Raw genomic sequence first — 24,775 nt, forward strand, 5'->3', positions numbered from 1 at the left:
GAACACCACCACCCCAACCCGCCTCGCCATCACACACGCCCGACCCCGAAGGCATAAACGGCGTTTACAGCCACCACCACGAGCAGCACCGCCACCCTCGCAACGTCCTATTTCAGCGGACTCCTAGTCGGGGACCAGGACCGCTCGGCCGGTCAGCCTGCCGCCGCGCACCTCGTCGAAGGCCCGGTCGGCGTCGGCGAGCGGGAACACGGTGGTGTGCGGGGCGAGGCCCCCCTGGCGCGCCAGGTCCACCACAGCCGCGAGCTCGGCCCGCGAGCCCCAGAACGGCAACTGCAGGCGGAACCCCGTGCGCAGCACCCCGGGCTTGGCGACCCGCAGCACTCCCCCGCCGCTCCCGACGAGGACGAGCACCCCCGCCGTCCGCAGCAGCGCCGCGGCCAGGTCGATGCTCGTCTGCGCGCCCGCGAAGTCGAGGACGACGTCGGCGCCCCGCCCGGCCACCGTGCCCACCGCGGCGGCGGCCTCGTCCGGCGCCACCGCGACATCCGCGCCACAGTCCCGCGCCAGCTGCCGGGCCGCCTCCCGGGTGTCGACCGCGACGACCCGGGCCGGACACAGCGCGTGCAGCAGCCCGATGGCGAGGTGCCCCAGCCCGCCGACCCCGATCACGACGGCGACCGAACCCGGATCCGCCAGCTCCGCAGCGCAGCCCCCGATCGCGTGGAACGACGTGAGCCCGGCGTCGGTGAAGGTCGCCGCCGCCACCGGATCGAGATCGTCGGCGGGCACCAGCCGCTCCTGGGGGACGACGACGGCGTCGGCCATGCCGCCGTCGACCCCGAGGCCGACGCCGGCGACGGACAGCCAATCCCGCTCGTCGCAGTAGTTCGTCCGCCCCTGGACGCAGCGGTCGCAGCGTCCGCAGCCGAGCGGGGCGTGCACGAGGACCTGGGAGCCGATCTCGAGCCCCTCCACCCCGGCGCCCAGCGCCGCCACCCGCCCGCAGATCTCGTGCCCGAGCGTCATCGGCAGCGGCCAGCCCGCGCCGACGCCGTGGTCGAGCACGTTCAGGTCCGAGTGGCATATCCCGGCCGCCAGGACGTCGAGCCGCACCTCGCCGGGCCCCGGCTCCGGGTCGGGCGCCGACACCAGAGCGGCCCGGCCGGACCCGATCATCCTGTACGCGCGCACCCGTGCCTCCCGTCGTCGACACCGGACACTATATAACCGAGATGAGTTCAGTTAGGTTTCGCAGATCCCCGTCCGACTCGCCGAGGAGCCCACGATGTCGTTCGTCCTCGTCCACGGCGCCGGCTGCGGCGCATCCTGCTGGGACGAGCTCGTCCCGCTGCTGGAGCACGACACCCTCGCGGTCGACCTTCCCGGGCGCGGATCGCGCGCCGGCGCCGACCTCACCAGGGTCACGTTGCAGGACTGCGCCGACGCCGTGGTCGCCGACGTCGAGTCCCGCGACCTGACCGACGTCGTGCTGGTCGGCCACTCGTTCGCCGGGGTGACCGTGCCGCGCGTCATGGCCGCGCTCGGCGGGCGGATCCGCCGCGTCGTCCTGCTCTCCGCGGTCGTCCCGCCCGACGGCACCCGGGTGCTGGACCAGATCGACCCGGGCGTCCGCGGACTCGTGGAGCAGTCGCTCGTCGGCGGGATCTACCACCAGGAAAGGGCCGCCGCACACACCATGCTGTGCAACGACATGGACGAGGCCACCGCCACCGCTGCCCTCGACCGCCTCGTCGACGACTCCGCCGCCCTACTGTCCGAGCCCGTCGACCTGGCCGGGTACGCGAGCCCCGTCCCCCGCACCTACATCCGGCTGACCGCCGACCAGTGCTACACCCCGGACCTGCAGGAACGCTCGGTCGCCCTGACCTCCGCCGACGTCGAGTGGCTGCGCGCGGGCCATCTCGCGATGATCAGCGCCCCGACCGAACTCGCCACGCTGGTCAACCGCCTGCACGGATAGCCCGCGCAGCCCGATGCGCCGTTCATGTCGAGTCAGAATCGCTCCGCCGCGGACGTCGACGAGGTGGTGTCCGGGCTGCGGTCGGCCACCGACCATGTCAGCGCCGACGCCGTCGCAGCCCGTTGCTCCTGACATCCAGCCGGCACGGCCCGGCCGTCGGCCGGTCACCGTTCTGGTCATGCGCACAGACCGGTCCGGGTTCTCGGCCAGATACACCGCGAGCTTGCGCACGCTCCAGTGTGTGAACGGTCGCCCGAGCGTGCCCGGGCGAGTCTTGGCCGTCGCGACGATGAACGCGATGTCCTCATCGCTGATCAAGCTGGACGACCTCCCCCCGCTGAGGGTCCAGCGCGGCCAACCCCCGCTCATTGAACGCGTGAATCACGTCCCGCACGGTGTCCTCGTCCGCGGCGACAAGCCGGGCGATCGTGGGAACCGGGTTCAGGATGTCCACGGAGAGCTCGAGCGTCTCGAGCGGTCCGACGTCGAGGAGGTCCACCTGCCAGGCCCGGCTGCCGATCGCCGTCGCGACCTCCTCGGCACGGTTCATCCCGGCTACGTCCGCACCCCGCTGGTCGAGGGGCAGACCGCCGACCAGGCCGCCGTCCACGAGATCTCTCGTGCCGTTGTGGAGCCCGCCCTCGGCAGCGACCACCTTGGACACGCCTTCCAGCGCGTGCTTCGCGGTCACGTCGCCGGGAGGAGCTCGCCGTCAGCAGCGACACCTGGCCAGGGATCCACCGTGCCCGGGTCCGCTGCTGGTCCTGGGGCAGGTCACGTCGAGGCCCCGGTCGGTCGTGCCGGCGGCGGGTTGCGGAAGACCGCGGAGGCGGTGAGCACGGTCTCGCCCGCGCTGTGCAGCCGTGCGGTCACGAAGGTCACCGTGCGCGTGGACCGGTCGACCGTTGCCTCGCCGAACAACAGCTCGCCGCCCTTGGCGGCCGCCATCATCGACGCCGACAGCTGGAGCGTGACGGGATGGCGGTCGGCGTCCACCCCCAGGTACGACTCGACCGTCGCCCCGAGGGTGATGTCGAGGACGGTGAGCAGGAACCCGCCGTGGGCGGTCCCGTTCGGATTCAGGTGGTGCGGTTCGAGGAGCACGCAGACGTCCGTGCGGTCCGCCCGGCGGCGCCAGGTCAGTCCGCCGACGTGGCCGAGGAAGGTACCCTCCTGGCCGAGCGGGACGAATCCCTCCGGGATCACGGTCACGAGTCCTCCACCAGGACGATCCAGGTCGCGACGAGCGCGGGCCGACCCCCGCGCCGTCGTTCCAGCGTGCAGCCGAGGTCGAGCCTCGCGGTCCCGCCCGGACCGGGGCCCAGGGCGTCGAGCGTCAGCCGCAGGCGCAGCTCGTCGCCCGGGAAGACCGGCGCGGTGAACCGCAGCCGTTCCATGCCGTAGTTCGTCCACCGCCGTGCGGCGCGCACCGTGTAGCACTGGTTGCCGAGCTCGGTCACCAGGGCCAGGGCGAGGAACCCGTGGACCAGGACCCCGGGCAGCCCGGCCTCGGAGCGGGCCCGATCGGGGTCGGTGTGGACCCAGTGCCGATCGCGGCTCAGCTCGGCGAAGGCGAGGACGTCCGCCTCCTCCAGCGCGATCCAGCCGCTGGTCCCGAGCTCGGCGCCCACGTACGGAGCCAGGTCCGCGGCCCGGTCCACGACCAGCCCGGTGGCAGGTTCGGCGATCTTCACAGCGCGGCCCCCTGCCGCTCGTAGAGCTCCTCGACCAGCGCGGCGCGCCGCCGGAGCACCGCGTGGCGCACGAGGGCACCCTTGGCGCCGAGCTCATCGGGTTCGGGATCGAGCAGGGCACCGTCGAGCAGCCTGGTGCTCGGACGGGCCTGGTCGCGGTTGTGGTCGTCGATCAGCACGCGGAGGTCCTCCTCCTGGAACGGTTCGGGACTGCGGGTGTCCGGCCACGCGAGCACGCAGAGTGCGGGGCGATCGGCGCCGATCACGACGAGGTCCCGCAGCCGGCCGCCGCTGCGGGACAGCAGCGCTGCGCGGATCCCGGCGCAGTCGACCCAGGTGCCGTTGGCCAGCTTGAAGTCCTCGGCGATCCGGCCGGCGAACCGCAGCCCGCGGGACGGGTCGGCGGGGTCGACCAGCTCACCGGCGTCGCCGGACCGGTACCACCCGTCGGGGGTGAACGCGGCCCGGGTCTGCTCGGGCAGGTTCCAGTAGCCCGCGGCGACGCAGGGGCCACGCACGAGCAGCTCCTGCTTGCCGCCCGCCGGACGCAACGCGATCTCGACCCCCGGCAGCGGGGTGCCGATGCAGTCCGGGTCGACGCCGTGGCTGTGCACCATCGTCGCGCCGGGTCCGACCTCGGTCGATCCCCATCCGGTGACGATCGGGACGGCGGTCCCGCGCACGCTCGCCGACAGCTCGGTCAGCCTGCGGAACACGGTGGGGTGCATGGCCGCACCCGCGCTGAACAGCACGTCGAGCCGCCCGAAGAACGCGGCGCGCAGGTCGGGATCGGATTCCAGCGCCGGGAGGAGCGCGGCGAACCCCGCGGGCACGGCCCCGTGGAAGGTCGGGCGGAACCGCCGGAGGTTCGTCAGCGTCGTCCCGAGTCGCTCTGGTCGGCCCGCCGCCTCGTCGACGTGCAGCGTGCCGCCGAGCGCGAGGACGAGGTGGACGTTGGCGTTGCCGCCGAACGCGTGGTTCCAGGGCAGCCAGTCGACGAGAACCGGCGGGTGATCGCGGAGGAACGGCCACACGTCGATGGTCATCCGGACGTTGGTCGTCATCATCGTCTGGGTGTAGGCGACCGGCTTGGGCCTGCCGGTGGAGCCGGAGGTCAGCAGGATCTTCGACGGCGCCGCGGGATCGAGATCCTCGGGGCGCGGCGGGGTGTCCCCGGTGAGCGCGGCGAGCCCGCCCGTGCCGACGAGAACCTGCGGAGTCCCGGTCGAGGCGGCGGCCACCACGGCCTTCTGCGCCGCGGTGTCGACCCAGACCATCGCGGGGTCGAGGACCGAGAGCAGGCCCGAGAGCTTGTCGTGCTCGGCGGCCGGGCCCGCGTACTGCGGCGCGACCGGCACGGCCACTCCCCCGGCCAGCATCGTGGCGAGCGTCGCCGTGAGGTGCTCGACGGAGTTGGCGCCCAGCACCAGCACCCGCTCACCGGCCCGCAGCCCGCGCGCACGGAGGCCCGCGGCGACCGCTCCCGCGGCGACGCGACCCCGTTCCGCGCCGCGGCCGAGCGCCTCGGCATCCCGCTGACCGTGCTCGAGCTCGACGAGCCCGTCGTCACCGAGGAGCCGCTCGGCCTGGTCCTCGTCCGCCCCGACCTCTTCGTCGGGTGGAGCGGCGACGTCGCCCCCGGAGATGTCGACCGGCTGTTCCGCACCCTGGTCGGCGCCGAGAGCCGTCGCCCGCTCTCCAGCGCCGCGTCCTGATCCCGACACCACCACGGCTTCAGCGAGGAATGCCATGACGGACCATCTGACCACTCTGTACAGCGGCTTCGCCGCGCGCCTCGCCCGGACGCCGGACATGGGCGTGGACGCGATGCGGGACCTCTTCGAGGGTTGGCACCGGGGGACGACGGAGCCCGCCGGGGTGCAGTACGCCGAGGCGGAGGGTGCGCCGGTCCCCGCCACCTGGTGCCGCGCGGTCGGCGGTTCCGGTCAGCTCGGCGGCTCCGGGCGGGTCGTCGTCCACGCGCACGGCGGCGGCTTCGTCGTCGGCTCCCGGCACAGCCATCGCAAGCTCGCCGGGCACCTCGCGGCACGGGCCGGCGCCTCGGCGCTGGTCGTGGACTACCGCCGGGCTCCCGAGCACCCGTTCCCCGCGGCGCTCGACGACCTCGTGTCCACGGTGGGCTGGCTGGTCGACGCAGGCCACCGGCCCGCCGGCATCGTCCTGTCCGGCGATTCCGCGGGCGGCAACCTGGCGCTGAGCGCTGCACTCCGGCTGGCCGAGCGTGGAACGCCACCCGCCGGGGTCGTCGCCCTCTCCCCGTGGTTCGACCTGGCGAACACCGGGGAGTCGCTGGCCGAGAACGCCGACCTCGACGCCATGGTCGACCGGCCCACCCTGCAGCTGATGGCGCAGCTGTACCTGGCGGGCGAGTCGCCGGAGGCGGCGTCGGTGAACCCGCTGCACGCGGACCTCGCTCCCCTGCCGCCCCTGTACCTGGCCGCGAGCAGGCACGAGACCCTGCGGGACGACACGACGCGCCTCGCCGAGCGCGCCCGCGCAGCCGGGGTTGCCGTGACGGTGGAGCTCGAGGACGGGCAGCAGCACGTCTACCAGATGGGCGCCGGACGGCTCGCTGTCGCCGACGAGTCGCTGACCCGGATCGGCCGGTGGATCTCGGCTCTGCCCCGTGTCGCGGAACCCGCCGCACGACCGACGGCCGCGGGAGCTGTCCGATGAGGTTCGGGGTCGTCCTCGCTCCCCGGATCGACGACTGGGAGGTCTTCCGGTACGCGGAAGAGCTGGGCTCCGACTCGGCGTGGGCCTGCGACTCCCAGATGTTGTGGTCCGACTGCTACGCGACGCTCGCCCTCGCCGCGGCCCACACCGAACGCATCGCTCGCGGCCCGGGTGTCGCCGCGGCCGGCACCCGGCTCGCACCCGTCACGGCCCACTCCATCGCGTCGGTGGCGAAGCTGGCGCCGGGCCGGACCTTCCTCGGCATCGGCACGGGCCACACGTCGATGCGGGTCATGGGCCGCAAACCCATGCCCGTCGGTGAGTTCAGGACCTACGTCCGCGCGGTTCGCGGCCTGCTGGCGGGCGAGGAGGTGGACCTCGGCGGGGGCACGCACACCCGCTTCCTCAACCGCGACCACGGGTTCGTCGACCTCGACCACCCCATCCCGGTCGTCGTGGGCGCCAACGGCCCGCGCGCGCTGCGCCTCGCGGGCGCGGAGGGCGACGGTGTAGTCACGATCGCCGTGACCCGCCCGGACGAGGTCAAGGGCGTCACGGAGCTGGTGGCCGACGGCGCCGCTCGGTCGGGCCGCGCCCTTCCCCCGGGCTTCACGACGACGTCGATGACGAACGTCGTCGTGCTGGCACAGGGCGAGTCGGCGACCTCGCCACGCGTGCTCGCAATGACCGACTCCTGGGTGGGCGCCGCGATCCACTTCGCCTACGAGATGTGGTCGACCCGGGAGGACGAGGACGCCGTCCCCCCGCCCTTCCGACCCTTCTGGGAGCAGTACTGCACGCACGTCGCCGCGATGGCGACCCCCGCCGACCGCCGCTACCTCGAACTGCACGACGGCCACGCCACCTGGCTGTCCGCCGCCGAACGCAGGTTCCTGACCGAAGACGCCGTCCGCGCGGTCACGATCGTGGGCACCGTCGACGAGGTCGTGGAACAGATCCGGCAGGCCGAACGGGCCGGCGTGACCGAGCTGGCGCTGCAGAGCCCGCTGGCCACCGCCCGAGACGTGATGCGGGAGTTCGCCGAACGGGTCCGGCCAGCGCTCTGAGCGCCATTCGGGGAGCACCGAGGTCGGGCGACCGGGCACCGTGTCGGTCACCGTTCATCCCGGATCATCGCGTCGTTGACGACAACTCGTACGACGTCACCCACTTCCGCCCGAGGTCAGTCGGCGGAGGCCGGGGTACGTGTCGAGGCACGGGCATCGGTCAGGATTCGAGAAGCGTCGACCGCCGGGCCCTTCCTAGCATCGCCGACATGGGAATCATCGACTCCGTCACCGTCGAGGCCACCGACACCGCGGCCGCCGAGATGTTCTACGCCACCGCCTTCGACGTGGTGAGCAGCAGGGTTCGGGTGCGTGCGGCGCAGGAGCCGTCGACCGGGTTCCGCGGATTCACCCTCTCCCTGATCGTGTCCCAGCCGGCCGATGCCGACAGCCTCGTCGACGCCGCCCGCCAGGCCGGCGCGACGGTGGTCAAGCCGGCCACGAGGTCCCTGTGGGGATACGGAGGAGCCATCCAGGCCCCCGACGGCACCGTCTGGACGATCGCGTCGTCCAAGAAGAAGAACGTCGGCCCGGCAGCCCGAGCGGTCGACGCGATCGTGCTCCAGCTGGGTGTCACCGACGTCTCCGCGACCAGGCAGTTCTACGTCGACCACGGGCTGACCGTGACCAGGAGCTACGGGAGCCGGTACGTCGAGCTCGACACCGGTCCCGTCACGTTGGCGCTCAACAAGCGCGGCGCGGTCGCCAAGAACGCCGGCATCTCCCCGGACGGCACAGGTTCACACCGGCTCTCGATCGGCAGCGACGCCGGCACCTTCACCGACCCGGACGGATTCGTCTGGGAGGCACCGACGGCCTGACCGCCACCTGCGGACTCCGTAGAGCCCACCGTCGACCCGCGCTGTGCGCACCGGTCACGAACGACGCGTCGTCGCCGACGAGGAAGGCGATGATCTCGCCGACGTCCGGCGGAGCCACCTAGCCATCGAGAGCGTCCCGCATCGGCCGCGTGCCCTCTCGGACACCGAACTTGGCACGCGCCACCGCCGTGACCGGCGTGAACAGGTTGACCAGGTTGCCGTCGGGATCGCGGAACAGCAGCGCGCGGTTGCCCCACGGCATCTCGGTGGGTGGGGTGACGACCTCGCTCAGCGTGCTGCGCAGCCGGGCGAAGTCGGCGTCCACGTCGTCGACGAGGAACTCGACGATCACCGTGCGGTTCGCGGCGGGCTCCGCGCTGCCCGCACCGAACAGCGCCACGGTCTGCTCGCCGCCGATGGCGAGCGTCCCACCCGCCGTCGGGATCTCGGCGAACACCTCGTTGCCCCACACCGCGGTCGCACCCGTCACCTGCTCGTAGAACGCGACGAGGCGCGGGACGTCGGCGGTGATGATCCGAACGGACACGAACTTCATGACTGACTCCTCCGTCGTCGATCGAGACCGAGACGACGCTAGGTCCGATACCGGGCGGATCCCGCCCGGTATGAGGCAGAATCTCGCACCATGGCCCGACCGACCGGCCGTGTGCTCGCCCTGCTGGAGATCCTCCAGGCCGGCGGCATCCGCACCGCCGCGGAGCTGGCGGGCACGCTCGGCGTGGACGAGCGCACCGTGCGCCGCGACATCGAACACCTCATGGAGCTCGACGTCCCGGTGCGCGCCCGACGTGGCCGTCACGGTGGATACCGCCTGGCCCGCGGCTATCGGATGCCCCCACTGATGCTCACCGACGAGGAGGCGGTTGCCCTGCTGGTCGGCGTCGCCGCCGCCGACCGCGCCGGGCTCGTCCCCGCCACGGCCGCCGCCGTCCGTACCGCCGCGGCGAAGGTCCGCCGGGTCCTCCCCCAGCGCCTCGGCACCCGACTCGACACGCTGGTCGACGGCGTCGACCTTCCCGTCGCCGCCTCCCAGGACGTGCCCGAGACCGCGACCCTGCTGCTGATGGCCCAGGCCGCGCGCGAGCGGCGGGCGGTCGCGGTGGACTACCGCTCCGCCGACGGCCGCAGGAGCGAGCGAACGCTGCACCCGTACGCGGTCGTCGCGCACGCCGGCCGCTGGTACGTCACCGGCGCCGACTCCGCCCGCGGGGAGGACCGGACGTTCCGCCTCGACCGGGTGGTCACCGCGGCGCTGCTCCCGCACACCTTCCGCGCACCCGACGAGCGGGACCCCCGCGACCGCCTGCTCGTCGCCTTGGCCACCGCACCGCGCCGGCACACCGTCACCGTCCTCGTCGACGCCGACCCGGAGCACCTGGCCCGCCGTGTCCCGGCGGGGCTCGCCACGATCGAACCGACGGAGGGCGGCGTCCGGCTTCGGCTGCAGGTCGAGGAGCTGGGCTGGGTGCCCTCGCTGCTGGCGTGGATCGACCGGCCCTTCGTCGTCGAGGAACCCGAGGCCCTCCGGGACCACGTTCGCGCCCTCGCCACACGGCTCGTCCACGCAGCCGACCGGGCGGGATGAGCGCGACGACCTCGTCGCCCCCGGCCGCGCGCTCCCGCAGCTCCCGGTCGGCAGCCCGAGGTCGTGTACGGAGCCTCTTCCCCGGACTCCGTCCGAACGAAGTCCGGACGCCGGGGCGCACAGCAGCTTCGCGTCAGGAGGCGCGGTCGGCCGCCGAGCACCGCCGGAGCGGTCGCCGCGGGCGGCTCCTGACAGGCGTGCCGCGCATCCCCGCCGGGGCCGCCGTCGCCAGCGCTCGGACGGGGTGTGGTCCGATCTTTCGAGGACACGCTCCTCGCTGGCAGGATTCCCGGTGATGGGCCCAGAGGGCATCTCGGCGACCGGGGGGACTCCGCTTCATGACCTACACCGTTGACTTCCACACCGTGTCGACCGTCGGCCTGGAGTCGTCGCCGGTCGCGGAGGCGCTCGCGGGCCTGCGGGCGAACGAGGCCCGCTACTTCAAGAACAAGTACGACCACGAGTTCACGGTGGAGCCCGCGGCCGACGCCGAGGAGACCGTCGAATGGGTGCACCGGATCCTGCAGGAGGAACGGGACATCGTCATCACGTCCCCGCCCCTCGAGGCGACCGCCTTCCAGGTCGACAACATCCGGATGGCCTACGTCTTCTACGAGAGCGGCCTGTCGGTCAACGTCATGTACGCCCTCGACGACACCGGCAAGCGGGCGGTCGGGTTCAAGCTGTCGGACGGGATGGAGGTCCCCGAGGAGCTCGCCACGCGCTTCAAGTTCGCGCGCCAGCGGTCGAAGCTGGCCGGGACCATCCGCGGTTCGTACTTCACCATCAAGAAGGAGTACTAGGAGACCAGCGCCGCGGTGCACCGGCCCGTGCAGCTCCGTCGGGCGAACCCGCCGCGTTCGGCGTATACCACCTGCCGTGGTGTGCACGGCGTTCGTTCTCGGAGGCGGCGGCGTGCTCGGTGCCGCGGAGGCCGGGATGGCCCGCGCGCTGCTGGAGGCCGGCGTCGTGCCGGACCTGGTCCACGGCACGTCGATCGGGGCGATCAACGGGGCCGCCATCGCCGCCGACCCGACACCGCAGGGTGCCCGCAACCTGATCCGCACCTGGGACGTGCTCGCGACCGACGGGGTGCTCGGCGGCTCGCTGCTGGGCAGGGTCGGACAGGTCGTGCGCAGCGGGACGTCGTTGCACGACAGCGAGGACCTGCGCCGCCTCCTGCGTGAGCATCTCCCGGTGGCGACGTTCGACGATCTCGTCGTCCCGTTCGAGTGCGTGGCGGCGAGCATCGAACGGGCCCGCGAGCACTGGTTCAGCGACGGCGACCTGATCGAAGCCGTCCTCGCCTCCTGCGCGCTGCCGGGCGTCTTCCCGCCCGTGCGCATCGGCGACGAGCACTTCATCGACGGGGGGCTCGTGAACAGCATCCCGCTCGCCCGCGCCGTGGCCGAGGGCGCGGACACGGTCTGGGTGCTGCACGTCGGACGCATCGAGGAGCAGCTGCGCGTTCCGCGTCGGCCGTGGGAGGTGGGTTTCGTGTCGTTCGAGATCGCCCGGCGGCACCGCTTCCACGCCGACCTCGCCCGCGTCCCCGACGGCGTCACGGTGCACGTCCTGCCGACCGGCCTCCCGGCCCGACCGGCCGCGACGTGGTCCAACCTGCGCTACCGCGACACGGGGCGGATCACCTCGGGCGCCGGCCGCGCCTACGACGCCACGCGCGCCTACCTGGCCGGGCTCCGATGAGGGTCGGCGCGGCCCTGCGCCGCACCGTGACCGTCCCGACGGTGACCCTGCTGGACCTGCTCGTCCTCGCCACCGCTCCGCTCACGCTCGCCGTCGCCGCACTGGTCTGCCTCCCGGCGAGGTCGAGCCTGCCGCTGCGCACCGTGGCACTGTTCGTCGCCTACGCGGCCATCGAGCTCTCGGTCCTGCCCCGGCTGGTCTCCGCCGAGGAGCAGAACTGGAACGTGCTGCTGCACGACGTGCTCGACCGCGGCTACCGCGCCCTGCGGACCGTCCTCGACGTCACCGTCGTCGAACAGGACGGCTCGGTCCCGCCGGCCGGTCTGCGTGGTGAGGGCGGCGTGATCGTCCTCGCCCGCCACTGCGGACCCGGGGACTCGCTGTTCATCGCGTGGCTCCTGGCCGTGCACCACCGGATGCGCCTGCGGGTCGTCCTCACCGCGCTGCTGCGGCTCGAACCGAGCGTCGATCTCGCCGGCGACCACCTGCCGCTGTGCTTCATCGGCCCCCGACGCGCGCGCTCCCGGGCGTGCGTCGAGGACGTCGCCGGGTCGATGACGGCCGGCGACGCGCTCCTGCTGTTCCCCGAGGGCCAGAACTTCAGCCGGGCCCGCCGGCTCCGCGCGCTCACCGCCCTGCGTGACTCGGGCGCGGCAAAACGGCTGAAGAACCTGCGCCGCAACACCTACACGCTGCCGCCCCGGCTCGGCGGGACGTTCGCCGCGCTCAGTGCCGCGCCCGGCGCCGACGTCGTCCTGCTCGCGCACTCCGGCTTCACCGACGACGGCCGCGACCGCCCCCTGTGGCGCCTCCCGACCCATCGCACGTTCCTGGTGCACACCGTCCGCGTGGCCGCCGCCGACATCCCGCGCCACGACCACGCCGCACTGTCCGCCTGGCTCGACGACGCCTGGACCGGGGTCGACGAGTGGATCGCGTCGACGGTCGCCGCCAATCGACGCCGTGCCGGGCCCGACACGACATCGGCGGCAGGGGTGAGGAGCACTCCCCTCGAGGATCGCCGGGCCGCACCCGTGTCCGCACAGCGAAGAGGCCGGTACCGGCACGGGTCGTCGGGTGGCTCGTCGGGTTCGACCGCTCGACCATATTGACCGAAAGTTCGGTAATCTTGGCTCATGGCGCGCCCACCCTCCATCGAGGACGACAAGCTGACCGACCTGATCGTGGCGGTCTTCCGCGAGCGGGGGTTCGTCGGGACGGCGATCGGCGACCTGTCGACGGCCTCCGGGCTCCGGCGGGCGAGCCTCTACCACCGCTTTCCCGCAGGGAAGGAACAGATGGCCGAGGTCGCGCTCGACACGGTCGGGAGGCGCTTCCGCCGGATCCTCGAGCCCATGCGGGAGGACGCCGACGTCGCCGCCGGGATCGCCGAGACCGCGCGGCGGCTCGGCGAGTTCTACGGAGCCGGCGCACTCTCCTGCGTCCTGGACACCATGACGCTGGCCGGGGCCCCCGCGGAGATCCGCGACCGCGCCCGGTCGCTCGCCACGGCATGGATCGACGCGATGACGGACGCCGCCCGCCGCGCCGGCCACCGGCCCGACGCCGCGCTGCGCGCGGCCAAGGACGCGTTCGTGCGGATCGAAGGGGCACTCGTCCTGGGCCGCGTGACGGGCGACACCGGCGCGTTCGCCGAGGCGGTCGCACTCCTGCCGACCCTGCTCATGCCGGAGGCGGCGGACGAGCGGTCCGGCGCGAGCCTCGGTGCCGAGCTTCACCCTTGAAAATTACCGATCATTCGGTAACTTTGGCGGCGACCCATGGGCGAAGGAGAACCCGATGAGCGAGAAGACCGTGGTGGAGCAGGTCGACCAGAACTCCGCGCCGGGGACCCCCGGCGTCGCGAGCCGCCGGGAGCCGGGACGGCCCGGCTACCGTGTCCTGGTCTTCTGACGTCATGGCCGACCTGAGCGACCGCCTCGCCTTCCACGACGGCGAGCTCCTCGCGCAGCGGGAGGCCGGGACCTCCGAGAGGGCCGAGCGGGTCCGGCCGATCATCGCGAGCACGATCCCCCGCGGGGCGTCGGAGTTCCTGCAGCGGCAACGCCTGCTGGTGCTGGGCGCCCGGGACCAGGACGGGCGGGTGTGGGCCACGAGCCTGAACGGCCCGGAGGGGTTCCTGTCCGCCGTCGACCCGTCCACGCTGCGGGTGACCGCGGACGTGCCCTCGACGGATCCCCTCGCCGACGTCCTGCGGGACGAGGTGGACGTCGGGACCCTGGTCATCGACCTCGTACTGCGCAAGCGGTTGCGGATCAACGGTCGCTGGCGGCGCGTGGACGGGGGCGCCGAGGTGGAGGTGCACCAGGCCTTCGGCAACTGCCCCAAGTACATCCAGGCCCGCGACCTGCGGGACGCACCGCCTCCGGACCGCCGACCCGTGGCGACGCGGGGTGCGGTGCTCGACCCCCGTCAGGTGGCCCTGGTGGCCGCCGCCGACACCTTCTTCGTCGCCACGGCCGCAGCCGGCGGTGTGGACGTCTCGCACCGCGGCGGCGACCCCGGCTTCGTCAGGGTCGTCTCGCCGACCGAGCTGACCTGGCCGGACTACGTCGGCAACGGGATGATGATGACGGCGGGGAACCTCCACGTGGACCCCGCGGCGGGCCTGCTCCTCCCGGACTGGCGGTCAGGGGCGACCCTCCAGCTGACCGGCACCGCCGAGGTGCGCCCGTCGTCGGGTGGTGGGGCCTCGCGCGCCACCACGGGACGGGAGACGGTCTTCCGGATCACCGAGGCGGTCTGGACCGAGAACGCCTTCCCCTCCGGCTGGTCGGGGCCCGCGTACTCCCGCTTCACCTGAGCGAGGCCGGCACGTCGTCCGGCGCGGTCGCCGCCGGGACTCCTGGGGTCCAGGACCTCCGGCGGCGGGCCGGCTCGTCTCGGGGGTACGACGGCGAGCGCTCAGCGCTCGGTGTGCCCCGCCTGCCCGTGCCGCACCTGGTGGCGGAGCTCGCGGAAGCGGTGGGTCTCGTAGCCGACGAGGCCGCAGAGGACGACGGCCAGGATCAGCAGCGCGACGACGGCCGGGACCATCGCGACCAGCGGCGTGATCGCGAGCAGCACGACGCCGACCACGATGCGCTCGACGTTCAGCGTGCCGATCATGAAGCGCTTGAACCAGACGTGCGCGAAGAGGTAGATCGCCGCGCCGCCGTAGAGCGCGGCGAGCGGGATGCCGTAGAGCGGGTCGGTGAGCGCGTGCCCCTCACCCCCGCCGATGTAGCTGAGCGCCTTCTTGAGCCCGAGCGACATCAGGATGATCCCGATGACCATCGGCAGGTGCAGGAAGGTGTAGCCGCCGCGGGCCAGCCTGATCTGCCGCTCGCCGGTCGCCTCGGCGAGGGCGTGCTCGGTGAGGATCGAGGTGACGTCGAAGTAGGCCCACCACATCGCGCCCGCGACCGCGAGTCCGAGCACGCTCCCGACGATGATCGGCCAGGAGATCGGCAACGCGGCCACGCCGATGCCGATCGACACGATCGACTCGCCGAGCGCCACGATGATGATCAACCCGTGCCGCTCGGCGAAGTGGCTCGCGGAGTTCAGCCGCCAGGAGGCGCCGGCCAGCGCGGTGCCGACGTAGTCGCCGAGCAGGGCGCCCGCCCAGAGCGCGGTCTGCACCCAGCCCTCGGCCTGCGACGCGAGGAGCAGCAGCACCGTGCCCAGCACCACGGAGGGGATCCACCGCACGACCTGGCCGCGCAGCTGGGGGTCGTCGCGGCTGCAGATCCAGAACATGCCGAGGTGCACGATCCGGACGAGGAAGTACGCGACCGCGAACACGACCGGCCCGGACAGCCCGCCGGGCAGGTCGTCGAACGCCTCGGGGATGGTGATCGAGGCGAGGAACACCCCGGCCATGGCGACGAGCATGCCGACCCTGATCAGGCCCTCGTCGGCCTTGGCGACGTTGCCGAGCCAGGAGTAGCCGACCCACGCCCACCACATGACGACGAGGATCAGCACGCCCCGGAGCACGACCTCGGCCGTCGGGTCCTCGGCCATCCAGTCGGTGGCGCGGGTGAGCGCGAACACGAACACGAGGTCGAAGAAGAGCTCGAGGGTGGTGACCGCCGCGCCCTCGCCGACCGTCTCCACCCTCGTCCGCCGCGGCGTGACCATGCGAGGCATCGTGCCAGGCGCGGCGAATGGCCGACAGGTCCGGAATGATCACTTGATCATCGAGAGGCTTTGCCGTCGAGCGGGTAGCGTGAGGACCATGAGCGCGACGACACCGGTCCGCGTGGTCGGCGGCGGGCCCGGCGAGATGCTCCTGGCCTACCTGCTGGCCCGGGCCGGGGTGCCGGTGACGCTGCTGGAGGCGCGCCGCGACTTCGACCGCCGGTTCCGAGGGGACTCGCTGCATCCCTGGACCCTCGAGCTGCTCGACGAGCTGGGGCTGGCCGACGAGCTGCTCCGGCTCCCGCACTTCCCCGCCCGGTACTTCCGCTTCCACACCCCCGCCGGCACGCTCACCCCGGCCGACTACGGCGCGCTCGACAGCCGCTTCCCGTATGTCGCGCTCATGCCGCAGGCCCGGTTCCTCGACTTCCTCGCGGCGAAGGCCGCCGCGCTGCCGGCGTTCGAGCTGCGCACCTCGGCGCGGGTCTCGGCGCTGGTCGAGGAGCACGGGGTGGTGACGGGCGTGCAGGTAGGCGGGGAGGAGCTCCCGGCGAGCCTGGTCGTCGGCGCCGACGGCCGCTTCTCCAAGGTGCGGGCCCTGGCCGGGTTGCCGGCGCGCTCGCTCGGCGCCCAGACGGACATCCTGTGGTTCACGCTGCCCCGCCGCTCGGACGACCCGCCCGAGGCCGACGTCGACCTCTACTTCGGCGCCGACCACTACGTCGGGCTGCTCGGCGGGCCGACGGACTGGCAGGTCGGCTGGTCGCTGCCCAAGGGCGGCTTCCCGGCCGCGCGGGAGGTCGGCGTCGAGCCCATCCGTGCGTTCCTGCGCACGCACGTGTCGTGGCTGGCCGACCGTGCCGACCTGCTCACCGACCTGCGGCAGACGACCCTGCTCTCGGTCGACATCGCCCGGGTGGAGCGCTGGTGGCGGCCGGGCCTGCTGCTGGTCGGCGACGCCGCGCACGTCATCTCCCCGGTCGGCGGCAACGGCATCCTCATGGCCCTGCAGGACGCCGTCGCCGCGGCGAACCGGCTGGTCCCGGCCCTGCGCGCGGGCGGTCTGCACGAGAGCGACCTGATCGCGGTGCAGGGCGATCGGGAGCCCGCGATCCGCACGGTGCAGGCCCAGCAGGTCCGCACCGAGCGGCGGGTGGTGCAGGCGCGCGAGCGGGACCGCGCGATCGCCCCGCCGGCCGCCCTCCGGTGGGTCTTCGGGCTGCCCGGTGTGCGCGCCCGGGCCGCGCGCGGCAACGCCTACGGGCCGAACCCGCCGAGGCTGGCCCCGGGCGTCGTCGGCGCGTGACCGCCATCGTGACGGGCGGCGGGCCCGGCGGGCGGCGGCTAGCGTGCCCGTCCGTGGGTGAGGCGAGCAGTGTCGCGACCGGGGCCGGGACCCTGGCCACCGTCGTCCGGTCCGGGGTGGTCGAGTCCGTGCACCTGGGGCACCTGGCGACGATCGGCGGCCCGCAGGTCGGCCGGCCCGGCGCCACCTTCTTCCCGCGCTCGGCGCTCAAGCCGGTGCAGGCGGCGGCGATGCTGCGCGCCGGTCTGGATCTCGACGGCGAGCTGCTCGCGCTGGCGGCCGCCAGTCACGCCGGCCTGCCGAGGCACCGGGAGGGCGCGGCCCGGATCCTCGCTGCGGCCGGGCTCGACACGGGCGCGCTGCGCAACACCCCGGACCTGCCGCTCGACCCCGACGCCGCCGCGGCCTGGCGCGCCGCCGGCTCGGTGCCGGAGCCGGTCGCCCAGAACTGCTCGGGCAAGCACGCGGCCATGCTCGCGACCTGCGTGGCCGCGGGCTGGGACACGGCCGGGTACCTCGACCCCGCGCACGCCTTGCAGCAGGCGATCCGCCGGCACGTCGAGGCGCTGACCGGCGACGAGGTGCGCCACGTGGCGGTCGACGGCTGCGGCGCACCGCTGTTCTCCTGCACCGTCGCGGGGCTGGCCCGGGCCTTCTCCGTGATCGCGACCGCCGACCCGGGAAGTCCCGAGGGCCGTGTCGCCGCGGCGGTCCGGGCGCACCCGGAGTGGCTCGGCGGGCCCGCCCGCCCGGTGACGCGCATCCTGCGGGCCGTGCCCGGGCTCGTCGCGAAGGACGGGGCGGAGGGCGTGTTCGCCGCCGCGCTACCCGACGGGCGCGCGCTGGCCCTCACCGTGCTCGACGGCGCCGCGCGGCCCGTACCGGCCGTGGTCGCGGCGACGCTGCGCGCCCTCGGGGTGCGGTCCCCGGAGCTCGACGCGACCGGGCACGTGCCGGTGCTGGGTCACGGGGCCGAGGTGGGCGCCGTGGAACCGGCGGTGCCAGGGGCGCCCGTCGGGTCGTCGCCCGCCGACACCGGCGCGGCCTGATCCGGCAGCTCGACCTCGTCGAGCATCCGGTGGGTGCGCCGCCGCACCACCAGCGCGACGGCGAGGCCCACGACGACCGCCACGCCGAGCCCCGCCCAGGAGAACCGGGACAGCCACTTCTCGGCCACGATCCCCAGGTAGTAGACCGCCGCGGTGGTCCCGCCGGCCCACGCGATCGCCCCGCCGACGTTCGCGACGAGGAAGCGCGGGTAGTGCATCCGCAGCGCCCCGGCGAGCGGGCCCGCGAAGATCCGCAACAGGGCCACGAACCGGCCGAAGAACACCGCCCACATCCCCCAGCGGCCGAAGAACCGCTCGGCGAGCGCCACGTGCCGCGGCCCGAAGTGCTTCGGGAAGCGCCGGCCGAGCCGGTCGAACAGCGGGAGACCGTAGCGGCGGCCGATCAGGTAGCCGATCGAGTCGCCGATCACGGCCCCGACGATCGCGGCGGCCCCCACGCCGACCGGGTCGACCGCCACCTCGTGGTGCGACGCCAGCAGCGCCGCGCTGACCAGGACGATCTCGCCGGGCAGGGGGATGCCGAGGCTCTCCACACCCACGACGAGCCCCACGATCAGGTACACCGCCAGCGGCGGGATCGCCAGCAGGATGTGGTCCACGGTCATGCCCTCCAGGGTGCCCGACGCCCGTGCGCGGCGGAGCGGGGCCACCCACCGGCCCGGTCCGGGTGCAGACCCCACCCGGCTGTCGCTTTCCTCCTGCTCCGTCGGGTTCGTCGCGCCTGGGCAGGGATGGGCGGCTAGGCCGTGTCTCTCGATCCGGTGCCCCCGGGCCCGGTGATCCACGTCGTTCCCGGCAAGGCAGCCGGGCCGCCCTCATACCGGGCGTATTCGCGTGGCCCGGCAACGCCGGCGGGGACGGCGTGGGCGCCGGGAGCGGTGGTGGCGGGTTGGGAGACACGGCCTAGGTTCGGCCCGTGCGCTCCCCCCTCTCCCTCCCCTCCGGACCGGCGCCGCGCTGCTGCTCGCGGGCGCGCTGGCCCTCGCCACGGCCTGTGCCGGGCCCGCCCCCGCACCCACGGCGGCCACCCCCTCGCGCACCCCGTCCGCCTCACCCCAGGGCGCACCGGCGGCCGGCGAGCCGCGGGTTCTGGCGTCGGGCCTCGAGGTGCCGTGGGGCATCGCCTTCCTCCCGGACGGTTCCGCGCTGGTCACCGAACGGATCCCGGCGACGATCTCCCGCGTCGCGCCGGACGGCACGGTGACCCGGTCGGGCACGGTCGAGGGCGTCACCCGACCGGCGAGGGCGGCCTCCTCGGGATCGCGCTCTCCCCCGACCACGCCACGGACCGCGGCGTCTACGTCATGGTCACGACCTCGGACGACAACCGCGTCGTCCGGCTCACGGCGAACCCGGACGGCACGATCGACGGGTCGCGACAGCAGGAGATCCTCACCGGGATCCCCAAGGGCGGCAACCACGACGGCGGCCGGATCGCGTTCGGCCCGGACGGTTTCCTGTACGTCGCGGCCGGCGAGGCCGGTCGCGGCGGGCCCGCCCAGGACCGGGACGACCTGGGCGGGAAGATCCTGCGGCTCACGAAGGACGGGCAGCCCGCGCCGGGCAACCCGTTCGGCACCGCGGTCTACAGCCTCGGCCACCGCAACCCGCAGGGTCTGGCCTGGGACCGGTCCGGCCGGCTGTACTCGGCGGAGTTCGGCCAGAGCACCTGGGACGAGATCAACCTGATCACCCCGGGTGCCAACTACGGCTGGCCGGAGGTCGAGGGCCGCGAGGGCCGCGAGGGGTTCGTCGACCCGCTGGCCCAGCAGGGCACCGACGACGCCTCGTGGAGCGGCCTGGCGTACGCCGACGGCGCGCTCTACGTCGGCGCGCTGGGCGGCGAGCGGCTGTTCCGCTACCCGGTGAACCCGGACGGGTCCCTGGGCGAGCCGCGGGTGCTGTTCCAGGGCACCTACGGCCGCCTCCGCACGGTCGCGCCGACCCCGGACGGGACGTCGCTGTGGTTCACCACCAGCAACCGGGACGGCCGCGGCGACCCCGGTCCCGACGACGACCGCATCCTCGTGCTTCCGCTGCCGTGATCCGGTAGACCGGAGGGCGTGCAGGCGAGCGAGCGGTCGGTTCAGGGGTCGGGCGGCCAGGCGCCGGAGGCGGTCACCGCCGCGGGGCGGGTCAGGGGCGTCGAGAAGGACGGGGTGGCCCGGTTCCTGGGCGTGCCTTACGCGGCACCGCCCGTCGGCCCGCTCCGGTTCGCCGCGCCCGCGCCGGCGCCCGCCTGGCAGGGTGTGCGGGACTGCACCGCTCCGGGTCCGAACGCCCCGCAGCCGCCCCGCGCCTTCGGTGCCCTGGACCTCTGCCCCGTCGTCGGGCAGGGCTGGCGGCCGGGCGACGACTACCTGACGGTCGATGTCTGGACGCCGGACCCCGGCGGCTCCGGGCTGCCCGTGATGGTGTTCGTGCACGGCGGCGCGTTCGTCGCCGGAGAGCCGGGCGCCCCGGTCTACGACGGGACCGCGCTCGCCCGCGCCGGCGTCGTGCTCGTGTCGGTGACGTACCGGCTGGGGATCGAGGGCTTCCTCCCGCTCGCCGGCGGCGCCACCAACATCGGGCTGCGCGACCAGCTCGCGGCCCTGGCCTGGGTGCAGGAGAACGCGGCCGCGTTCGGCGGCGATCCCGCGCAGGTCACGGTGTTCGGCGAGTCCGCGGGTGCGATGAGCGTCGGCAGCCTGCTCGGCTCGCCGCTCGCCTCCGGGCTGTTCCGCCGCGCGATCGTGCAGAGCGGCGGCGCGGAGATGGTGCACAGCGAGGGGCCGCTGCGCGGGTTCGCCGCGCGTGTGGCCGCCGAGCTGGGTGTGGAACCTTCCGCCGAGGCGTTCTGCGGGCGCTCCCTGGCCGACACCCTGGCCGCCCAGGAGCGGATGGCCGATCCGGTGAGGCGCGGGGACCTGCGGGAGCCCGACGGCGTCGACCCCGGCTTCGGGCTCGGCAGCTTCTGCCCGGTGGTGGGCGACGACGTCCTGCCGCGCTCCCCGCTCTCCGCCGTGGCCGAGGGCTCCGCCGCGGCCGTCGACGTGGTCACCGGGTTCAACGCCGAGGAGATGAACCTCTACCTGGTGCCGACGGGGGTGCTCGGCGCGCTGACGGACACCCGGGCCCTCGCCGGGCTCGGCGCGGTGCACCCGCGGGCCTCGGAGCTGCTGGCCGCCCGCACCGAGGCCACGCCGGGCGAGCGCTACGGCGCCGTGCTCACCGATCTCGTGTTCCGCGGCCCGGCGCTGCGCCTCGCCCTCGCGCACGCGGGGACCGGCACCGGCGCCACCCACGTCTACGAGTTCGGCTGGCGTTCCCCGGCCTTCGGCGGCGCGCTGGGCGCCTGCCACGCCCTGGAGCTGCCGTTCGTGTTCGGCACGCCGGAGCGCGCCGCCGGGCCCGACGCGCTGGTCGGCGAGGACCCGCCCCGCGCGCTGGCCGACGAGATGGTCGCGGCCTGGGCCGCCTTCGCCCGGACGGGCGACCCGGGCTGGCCGGCCTTCACCGCCGGGGGCCGGGCGCTGCGCCGCTTCGGCACCCCGTCGGTCGACACCGCCGCGGACCCGGTCACCGCCGCCTGACCCCGGCGCGGCTACCGTCGCCGCATGAGCGCCCGCGTCGGCAGGTACGTCCGCATGATCGCGACCCCCGGGGACGGGGCCGCGCTGGCCGAGGGGATGCTCCGGGTGGCCGAGGGCATGCGGTCGGCGCCGGGCTGCGAGCTGTACATCGTGAACCGCGCACCGGACGAGGAGGACGCCGTGTGGGTCACCGAGGTGTGGGCCGACGAGGCGGCGTCCGAGGCGGCGCTGGAGCGCGACCTCGGCGAGGCCGGGCTCGGCGCGGTGCTGCCGCTGCTCGCGGGCCCGCCCGAGTACATCGAGCTGACGCCGGTGGGCGGGCCCGGCCTGCGCTGAGTCCGGCCGACGCTCAGCCGACGGCCGCGTGCAGCACGGCGGGCAGCCGGTACAGGCGCGCCACCAGCAGCTGGGCCTCCTCGGCCGTCAACGGCAGACGCACCCCGAGGGCGCCGGTGTCGTCGTCGGCGAGGTCGGCGGTGAGGCCGCGGACCGGGTAGCCGCGGCCGCGGAGCAGGGTCACGACGCGCTGGACGCCGTCGAGGCCGCCGGTCACGGCGACGCGGACGGACACGGCGTCGTGCACCTCGGGCGCGACGGGCTGGGATGCGGGCCGGGACGCGGGCCGGGATGCGGGCAGCAGGGCGGCGGTCATCGGATCTCCTTCACGAGGTGGGGGGATCCGGGCCAGGTCCCGGGCGGGCGCACAGCAGCAGCGCGCCGGCGACCTGGCTCAGCCGGCGCGCCGGATAATGATCTCCCGCCGGGAGGTCAGCGCGTGGCGCACGCCACCATGCTAGCGGTCCCGCTCCTGTTCCGAGGCCCCCACCGCACCGGGGGCCTTCCGGCTGGCCCGCAGCGAGCCCGCGTGCGCCCGCTGACCGGGGTCGTTGCGTGTCTTGACCAGGCTCGCCACCGTGACGATCACCAGGATGCCGACGATCACGCCCAGGCTCAGCGTGGTGGGGATCTCCGGCACCGACGGGCTGATGTCGACGTGCAGCCAGTGCAGGATCAGCTTCACGCCGATGAACGCGAGGATGACCGACAGCCCGGTCGACAGGTACACCAGCCGGTCGAGCAGGCCCTTGACCAGGAAGAACAGCGCGCGCAGGCCCAGCAGCGCGAAGGCGTTGGCCGCGAAGACGATGTAGGCCTCACTGGTCACGCCGAACACGGCGGGGATGGAGTCGAGCGCGAACAGCAGGTCGATGCCGCCGATCGCGACCAACACGATGAACAGCGGGGTGACCAGGCGCCTGCCGTCGACCTTCGCGAACAACCGGCCGCCGTGGTACTCGTCGCTGACCGGGAAGAGCCGCCGCGCGCCCTTGACCACGGCGTTGTCCTCGACGTCCGGGTCCTCGTCGCGGTGTCGGAAGAGCTGGACCGCGGTGTAGAGCAGCAGCAGGCCGAACACCAGGAACATGAACGAGAACGCGTTGAGCAGCGTGGCACCGACGGCGATGAAGATGCCGCGCATGATCAGCGCGAGCACGATCCCGAAGGTCAGGACCTTGTGCTGATGTTCCTCGGGGACCGCGAACGTCGTCATGATGATCACGAAGACGAACAGGTTGTCGACCGAGAGGCTCTTCTCGACGATGTAGCCGCTGAAGTACTCGATGCCGAACTGGCTGCCGGCGTAGGCCCAGAAGATCACGCCGAACAGCACGGCCACCGCGATGTAGAACACCGACCAGAGCGCGGCCTCCCGGAAGCCCACCCGGTGGGGTCGCAGCGCCGCCACGACCAGGTCCACCGCGAGCAGCAGGAGGACCGCCCCGATCGTCACGGCCCACGCCAGCCCGCTGACCTCGAGCACCCGTCCTCCTGAAGTCGATGTCGCCGTTGCCGCCCCTCGGGAGCAGGCTACCGACGGCCGGGACAGTTCGCCCGAATCCGGGCGAAAGCGACAGACGTCACGGCGGAGTCAGCGGGTGCGTGCGACCCGGCAGGTCCCGGAGACGACGTCGGCACCCGGCGGCAGCGACCCGTGCTCCTGTGCCCAGCTGTTGTCACCGTCGTGCTGGTAGCTCTCCCGGAGCCACTGTCCCGCACCGGCGTCGGCCTCCACCACGAACAGGTCGCGGACCGACCCGATCGGGGAGTCGGAGGCGAGCACGAACGAGGCGGGCCCGGAGTCGGTCCGCACCGGCGCCTTCGCGGAGGACGGCAGCCCCTCGGTGAACAGCCGGAGCATCAGCCAGTACGTGTGGTCCGGGTCGGCGGGCCTGACGACCTCGAGGTCCACGCGGATCCGGCTCGGGATCCCCGGCTGCCCTTCGTCCGAGGCCACGGAGAGGAACCGGACGTCGCCGCCCGCCACACCGAGGTCGCAGTTCACACCGCTCGGACCGGCCGATTCGGTGGTCGCCGCGCCGGGCAGGGCGAGCGGCGAGACCGCCCCCGCCCGCGGCTCGGCGGATCCGCGGCCGAGGACGAGGCCGAAGGCCGTGCCCGCCGCGAAGAGCGCGAGCCCGGCGAGCGCGAGCGCCACGAACCGCGAGCGGCGCGGCAGGGGCCGGGCGCCGGTCGGGTCGCCGGGGTCCTGTGGCGCGGCAGGGACCCGTGCGGCGGGGGCCGGTGCGACGGGGGCCGGTGCGGCCACCGCAGGCTCGGCGGTCTCGGCGGTCTCGGCGGTCTCGGCGGTGTCGGCGGTGTCGGCGGTGTCGGCGGTGTCGGCGGTGTCGGCGGTGTCGGCCGCGACCTCCGTGCCCTCCGCGTCCCCCCGGCCCTCCCCGGCCGTCCACGCGTCCCGGGCTGCCGTCCAGTGCGCCTCGTAGGGGCCCGGGTCCTCACCGTGCACCACCAGGAAGGCCCGCACCGAGGGCCAGCGCGGCAGGGCGCTGCGGCCGTCGGCGGTGCGCCGCGGGCCGAGCATCCGGGAGCAGGTGGCCGACGAGACCGTGACCAGGTCGGGACGGTCGGCGCGGGTCCGCACGACGGCCTCCTCGACCTGCCGGAGCCGGTCGAAGGGCCCGTCGGTGTAGATCGTCCGCAGCGCCGTGACGACCTCGCGCACCGGCTCCGGCAGATCCTCCTGCAGGGGGTCCAGCCCCTTCTGCGGCATCGCCGCCCGCCTCCTCCGCCGCCGGTGTCCCGCCGACGACCTTGCTGATGTCCCGGCTGATGTCCCGCCGATCA

Annotated in this window: 27 protein-coding genes; 16 read left to right on the forward strand and 11 right to left on the reverse strand. The window is 74.0% G+C overall.

What is annotated here, in order from left to right; translation table 11 throughout:
* Positions 1–123: 123 nt before the first annotated feature.
* The gene (locus LWC35_RS17090) at positions 124–1,152 is read right to left on the reverse strand and encodes an alcohol dehydrogenase catalytic domain-containing protein (protein WP_232871137.1); all 1,029 of its coding nucleotides are present in this window, start codon (positions 1,150–1,152) and stop codon (positions 124–126) included.
* 94 nt (positions 1,153–1,246) lie between these two features.
* Here LWC35_RS17090 and LWC35_RS17095 point away from each other — a divergent pair, with 94 nt between their 5' ends.
* A complete protein-coding gene (locus LWC35_RS17095) occupies positions 1,247–1,942 on the forward strand; it encodes an alpha/beta fold hydrolase (RefSeq protein ID WP_232871138.1) in 696 nt (231 codons plus the stop codon).
* A 304-nt stretch (positions 1,943–2,246) separates the two neighbouring features.
* Here the strand turns inward: LWC35_RS17095 and LWC35_RS17100 are convergent, their stop codons facing one another.
* The 4 genes from LWC35_RS17100 to LWC35_RS17115 form a co-directional block, all read right to left on the reverse strand.
* Positions 2,247–2,552, reverse strand: a complete 306-nt coding sequence (locus tag LWC35_RS17100; protein ID WP_232871139.1) for a helix-turn-helix domain-containing protein — start codon at positions 2,550–2,552, stop codon at positions 2,247–2,249.
* Between the two features lie 164 nt (positions 2,553–2,716).
* Positions 2,717–3,154, reverse strand: coding sequence for a PaaI family thioesterase (locus LWC35_RS17105; RefSeq protein WP_232871140.1), 438 nt, complete (start codon positions 3,152–3,154; stop codon positions 2,717–2,719).
* On the reverse strand, positions 3,151–3,636 hold the full coding sequence (locus LWC35_RS17110; protein WP_232871141.1) for a MaoC/PaaZ C-terminal domain-containing protein: 486 nt from the start codon (positions 3,634–3,636) through the stop codon (positions 3,151–3,153). The genes LWC35_RS17105 and LWC35_RS17110 overlap by 4 nt, the downstream gene beginning before the upstream one ends.
* On the reverse strand, positions 3,633–5,069 hold the full coding sequence (locus LWC35_RS17115; RefSeq protein WP_232871142.1) for an AMP-binding protein: 1,437 nt from the start codon (positions 5,067–5,069) through the stop codon (positions 3,633–3,635). Before LWC35_RS17115 ends, LWC35_RS17110 begins: the two co-directional genes overlap by 4 nt.
* Here LWC35_RS17115 and LWC35_RS17120 point away from each other — a divergent pair.
* From LWC35_RS17120 to LWC35_RS17135, 4 genes are all read left to right on the forward strand, one after another.
* Positions 5,037–5,351 (forward strand): hypothetical protein, encoded by a 315-nt coding sequence (locus tag LWC35_RS17120; RefSeq protein ID WP_232871143.1) that lies wholly within the window; start codon positions 5,037–5,039, stop codon positions 5,349–5,351. The two genes, LWC35_RS17115 and LWC35_RS17120, sit on opposite strands and share 33 nt — an antisense overlap.
* 34 nt (positions 5,352–5,385) lie before the next feature.
* Positions 5,386–6,333 carry an alpha/beta hydrolase gene (locus LWC35_RS17125; protein ID WP_232871144.1) on the forward strand — a complete coding sequence of 316 codons (948 nt, stop codon included), beginning with the start codon at positions 5,386–5,388 and terminating at the stop codon, positions 6,331–6,333.
* The gene (locus LWC35_RS17130; protein ID WP_232871145.1) at positions 6,330–7,400 is read left to right on the forward strand and encodes an LLM class flavin-dependent oxidoreductase; all 1,071 of its coding nucleotides are present in this window, start codon (positions 6,330–6,332) and stop codon (positions 7,398–7,400) included. Before LWC35_RS17125 ends, LWC35_RS17130 begins: the two co-directional genes overlap by 4 nt.
* 209 nt (positions 7,401–7,609) lie before the next feature.
* Positions 7,610–8,221: a VOC family protein gene (locus tag LWC35_RS17135; RefSeq protein WP_232871146.1), complete on the forward strand. Its 612-nt coding sequence runs from the start codon at positions 7,610–7,612 to the stop codon at positions 8,219–8,221.
* Between the two features lie 118 nt (positions 8,222–8,339).
* Here LWC35_RS17135 and LWC35_RS17140 read toward each other — a convergent pair whose 3' ends face one another.
* Positions 8,340–8,777, reverse strand: a complete 438-nt coding sequence (locus LWC35_RS17140) for a VOC family protein (protein ID WP_232871147.1) — start codon at positions 8,775–8,777, stop codon at positions 8,340–8,342.
* Between the two features lie 90 nt (positions 8,778–8,867).
* Here LWC35_RS17140 and LWC35_RS17145 point away from each other — a divergent pair, with 90 nt between their 5' ends.
* From LWC35_RS17145 to LWC35_RS17170, 6 genes are all read left to right on the forward strand, one after another.
* On the forward strand, positions 8,868–9,827 hold the full coding sequence (locus tag LWC35_RS17145; protein WP_232871148.1) for a helix-turn-helix transcriptional regulator: 960 nt from the start codon (positions 8,868–8,870) through the stop codon (positions 9,825–9,827).
* 338 nt (positions 9,828–10,165) lie between these two features.
* Positions 10,166–10,630, forward strand: a complete 465-nt coding sequence (locus LWC35_RS17150) for a DUF8821 family protein (RefSeq protein WP_232871149.1) — start codon at positions 10,166–10,168, stop codon at positions 10,628–10,630.
* Between the two features lie 79 nt (positions 10,631–10,709).
* Complete coding sequence (locus tag LWC35_RS17155) at positions 10,710–11,534, forward strand: patatin-like phospholipase family protein (protein ID WP_308194569.1); 825 nt, start codon at positions 10,710–10,712, stop codon at positions 11,532–11,534.
* Entirely contained in the window at positions 11,531–12,646 is a 1,116-nt protein-coding gene (locus tag LWC35_RS17160; protein WP_232871151.1) for a 1-acyl-sn-glycerol-3-phosphate acyltransferase, read from the forward strand. The genes LWC35_RS17155 and LWC35_RS17160 overlap by 4 nt, the downstream gene beginning before the upstream one ends.
* 24 nt (positions 12,647–12,670) lie before the next feature.
* Positions 12,671–13,279: a TetR/AcrR family transcriptional regulator gene (locus LWC35_RS17165; RefSeq protein WP_232871152.1), complete on the forward strand. Its 609-nt coding sequence runs from the start codon at positions 12,671–12,673 to the stop codon at positions 13,277–13,279.
* Between the two features lie 173 nt (positions 13,280–13,452).
* Positions 13,453–14,358 carry a pyridoxamine 5'-phosphate oxidase family protein gene (locus tag LWC35_RS17170; protein ID WP_232871153.1) on the forward strand — a complete coding sequence of 302 codons (906 nt, stop codon included), beginning with the start codon at positions 13,453–13,455 and terminating at the stop codon, positions 14,356–14,358.
* Positions 14,359–14,459: 101 nt separating this feature from the next.
* Here LWC35_RS17170 and LWC35_RS17175 read toward each other — a convergent pair whose 3' ends face one another.
* The gene (locus tag LWC35_RS17175; protein ID WP_232871154.1) at positions 14,460–15,680 is read right to left on the reverse strand and encodes a low temperature requirement protein A; all 1,221 of its coding nucleotides are present in this window, start codon (positions 15,678–15,680) and stop codon (positions 14,460–14,462) included.
* Positions 15,681–15,777: 97 nt separating this feature from the next.
* On the opposite strand from LWC35_RS17175, the gene LWC35_RS17180 reads away from it, so the two are divergent.
* Complete coding sequence (locus LWC35_RS17180) at positions 15,778–16,986, forward strand: FAD-dependent oxidoreductase (protein ID WP_232871155.1); 1,209 nt, start codon at positions 15,778–15,780, stop codon at positions 16,984–16,986.
* Between the two features lie 53 nt (positions 16,987–17,039).
* Positions 17,040–18,035 (forward strand): asparaginase, encoded by a 996-nt coding sequence (locus tag LWC35_RS17185; protein WP_232871156.1) that lies wholly within the window; start codon positions 17,040–17,042, stop codon positions 18,033–18,035.
* On the opposite strand, the gene LWC35_RS17190 is transcribed toward LWC35_RS17185, so the two are convergent.
* On the reverse strand, positions 17,951–18,661 hold the full coding sequence (locus LWC35_RS17190; RefSeq protein WP_232871157.1) for a DedA family protein: 711 nt from the start codon (positions 18,659–18,661) through the stop codon (positions 17,951–17,953). The two genes, LWC35_RS17185 and LWC35_RS17190, sit on opposite strands and share 85 nt — an antisense overlap.
* A 507-nt stretch (positions 18,662–19,168) precedes the next feature.
* On the opposite strand from LWC35_RS17190, the gene LWC35_RS17195 reads away from it, so the two are divergent.
* From LWC35_RS17195 to LWC35_RS17205, 3 genes are read left to right on the forward strand one after another with little or no spacing between them, the layout of a single operon-like run.
* Positions 19,169–20,101, forward strand: coding sequence for a PQQ-dependent sugar dehydrogenase (locus LWC35_RS17195; RefSeq protein WP_308194570.1), 933 nt, complete (start codon positions 19,169–19,171; stop codon positions 20,099–20,101).
* Positions 20,102–20,119: 18 nt separating this feature from the next.
* A complete protein-coding gene (locus LWC35_RS40320; protein ID WP_232871158.1) occupies positions 20,120–21,631 on the forward strand; it encodes a carboxylesterase/lipase family protein in 1,512 nt (503 codons plus the stop codon).
* A gap of 24 nt (positions 21,632–21,655) precedes the next feature.
* Positions 21,656–21,967, forward strand: coding sequence for a putative quinol monooxygenase (locus LWC35_RS17205; protein WP_232871159.1), 312 nt, complete (start codon positions 21,656–21,658; stop codon positions 21,965–21,967).
* 13 nt (positions 21,968–21,980) lie between these two features.
* Here the strand turns inward: LWC35_RS17205 and LWC35_RS17210 are convergent, their stop codons facing one another.
* The 3 genes from LWC35_RS17210 to LWC35_RS17220 form a co-directional block, all read right to left on the reverse strand.
* Positions 21,981–22,283 (reverse strand): hypothetical protein, encoded by a 303-nt coding sequence (locus LWC35_RS17210; protein WP_232871160.1) that lies wholly within the window; start codon positions 22,281–22,283, stop codon positions 21,981–21,983.
* Between the two features lie 141 nt (positions 22,284–22,424).
* Complete coding sequence (locus LWC35_RS17215) at positions 22,425–23,453, reverse strand: TerC family protein (RefSeq protein ID WP_232871161.1); 1,029 nt, start codon at positions 23,451–23,453, stop codon at positions 22,425–22,427.
* A 108-nt stretch (positions 23,454–23,561) separates the two neighbouring features.
* Positions 23,562–24,701, reverse strand: coding sequence for a hypothetical protein (locus LWC35_RS17220; RefSeq protein ID WP_232871162.1), 1,140 nt, complete (start codon positions 24,699–24,701; stop codon positions 23,562–23,564).
* Between the last annotated feature and the right edge of the window lie 74 nt (positions 24,702–24,775).

This window comes from Pseudonocardia kujensis (assembly GCF_021283305.1).
In the GTDB taxonomy this organism is placed as follows: domain Bacteria; phylum Actinomycetota; class Actinomycetes; order Mycobacteriales; family Pseudonocardiaceae; genus Pseudonocardia; species Pseudonocardia kujensis.

Bases quoted from the DNA above. Each gene is read 5' to 3' on its own strand.
- LWC35_RS17220 (WP_232871162.1), bottom strand. From the start codon at position 24,701: ATGCCGCAGAAGGGGCTGGACCCCCTGCAGGAGGATCTGCCGGAGCCG.
- LWC35_RS17175 (WP_232871154.1), bottom strand. From the start codon at position 15,680: ATGGTCACGCCGCGGCGGACGAGGGTGGAGACGGTCGGCGAGGGCGCG.
- LWC35_RS17140 (WP_232871147.1), bottom strand. From the start codon at position 8,777: ATGAAGTTCGTGTCCGTTCGGATCATCACCGCCGACGTCCCGCGCCTC.
- LWC35_RS17180 (WP_232871155.1), top strand. From the start codon at position 15,778: ATGAGCGCGACGACACCGGTCCGCGTGGTCGGCGGCGGGCCCGGCGAG.
- LWC35_RS17130 (WP_232871145.1), top strand. From the start codon at position 6,330: ATGAGGTTCGGGGTCGTCCTCGCTCCCCGGATCGACGACTGGGAGGTC.
- LWC35_RS17160 (WP_232871151.1), top strand. From the start codon at position 11,531: ATGAGGGTCGGCGCGGCCCTGCGCCGCACCGTGACCGTCCCGACGGTG.
- LWC35_RS17210 (WP_232871160.1), bottom strand. From the start codon at position 22,283: ATGACCGCCGCCCTGCTGCCCGCATCCCGGCCCGCGTCCCGGCCCGCA.
- LWC35_RS17095 (WP_232871138.1), top strand. From the start codon at position 1,247: ATGTCGTTCGTCCTCGTCCACGGCGCCGGCTGCGGCGCATCCTGCTGG.
- LWC35_RS17125 (WP_232871144.1), top strand. From the start codon at position 5,386: ATGACGGACCATCTGACCACTCTGTACAGCGGCTTCGCCGCGCGCCTC.
- LWC35_RS17205 (WP_232871159.1), top strand. From the start codon at position 21,656: ATGAGCGCCCGCGTCGGCAGGTACGTCCGCATGATCGCGACCCCCGGG.
- LWC35_RS17150 (WP_232871149.1), top strand. From the start codon at position 10,166: ATGACCTACACCGTTGACTTCCACACCGTGTCGACCGTCGGCCTGGAG.
- LWC35_RS17135 (WP_232871146.1), top strand. From the start codon at position 7,610: ATGGGAATCATCGACTCCGTCACCGTCGAGGCCACCGACACCGCGGCC.
- LWC35_RS17165 (WP_232871152.1), top strand. From the start codon at position 12,671: ATGGCGCGCCCACCCTCCATCGAGGACGACAAGCTGACCGACCTGATC.
- LWC35_RS17145 (WP_232871148.1), top strand. From the start codon at position 8,868: ATGGCCCGACCGACCGGCCGTGTGCTCGCCCTGCTGGAGATCCTCCAG.
- LWC35_RS17170 (WP_232871153.1), top strand. From the start codon at position 13,453: ATGGCCGACCTGAGCGACCGCCTCGCCTTCCACGACGGCGAGCTCCTC.
- LWC35_RS17190 (WP_232871157.1), bottom strand. From the start codon at position 18,661: ATGACCGTGGACCACATCCTGCTGGCGATCCCGCCGCTGGCGGTGTAC.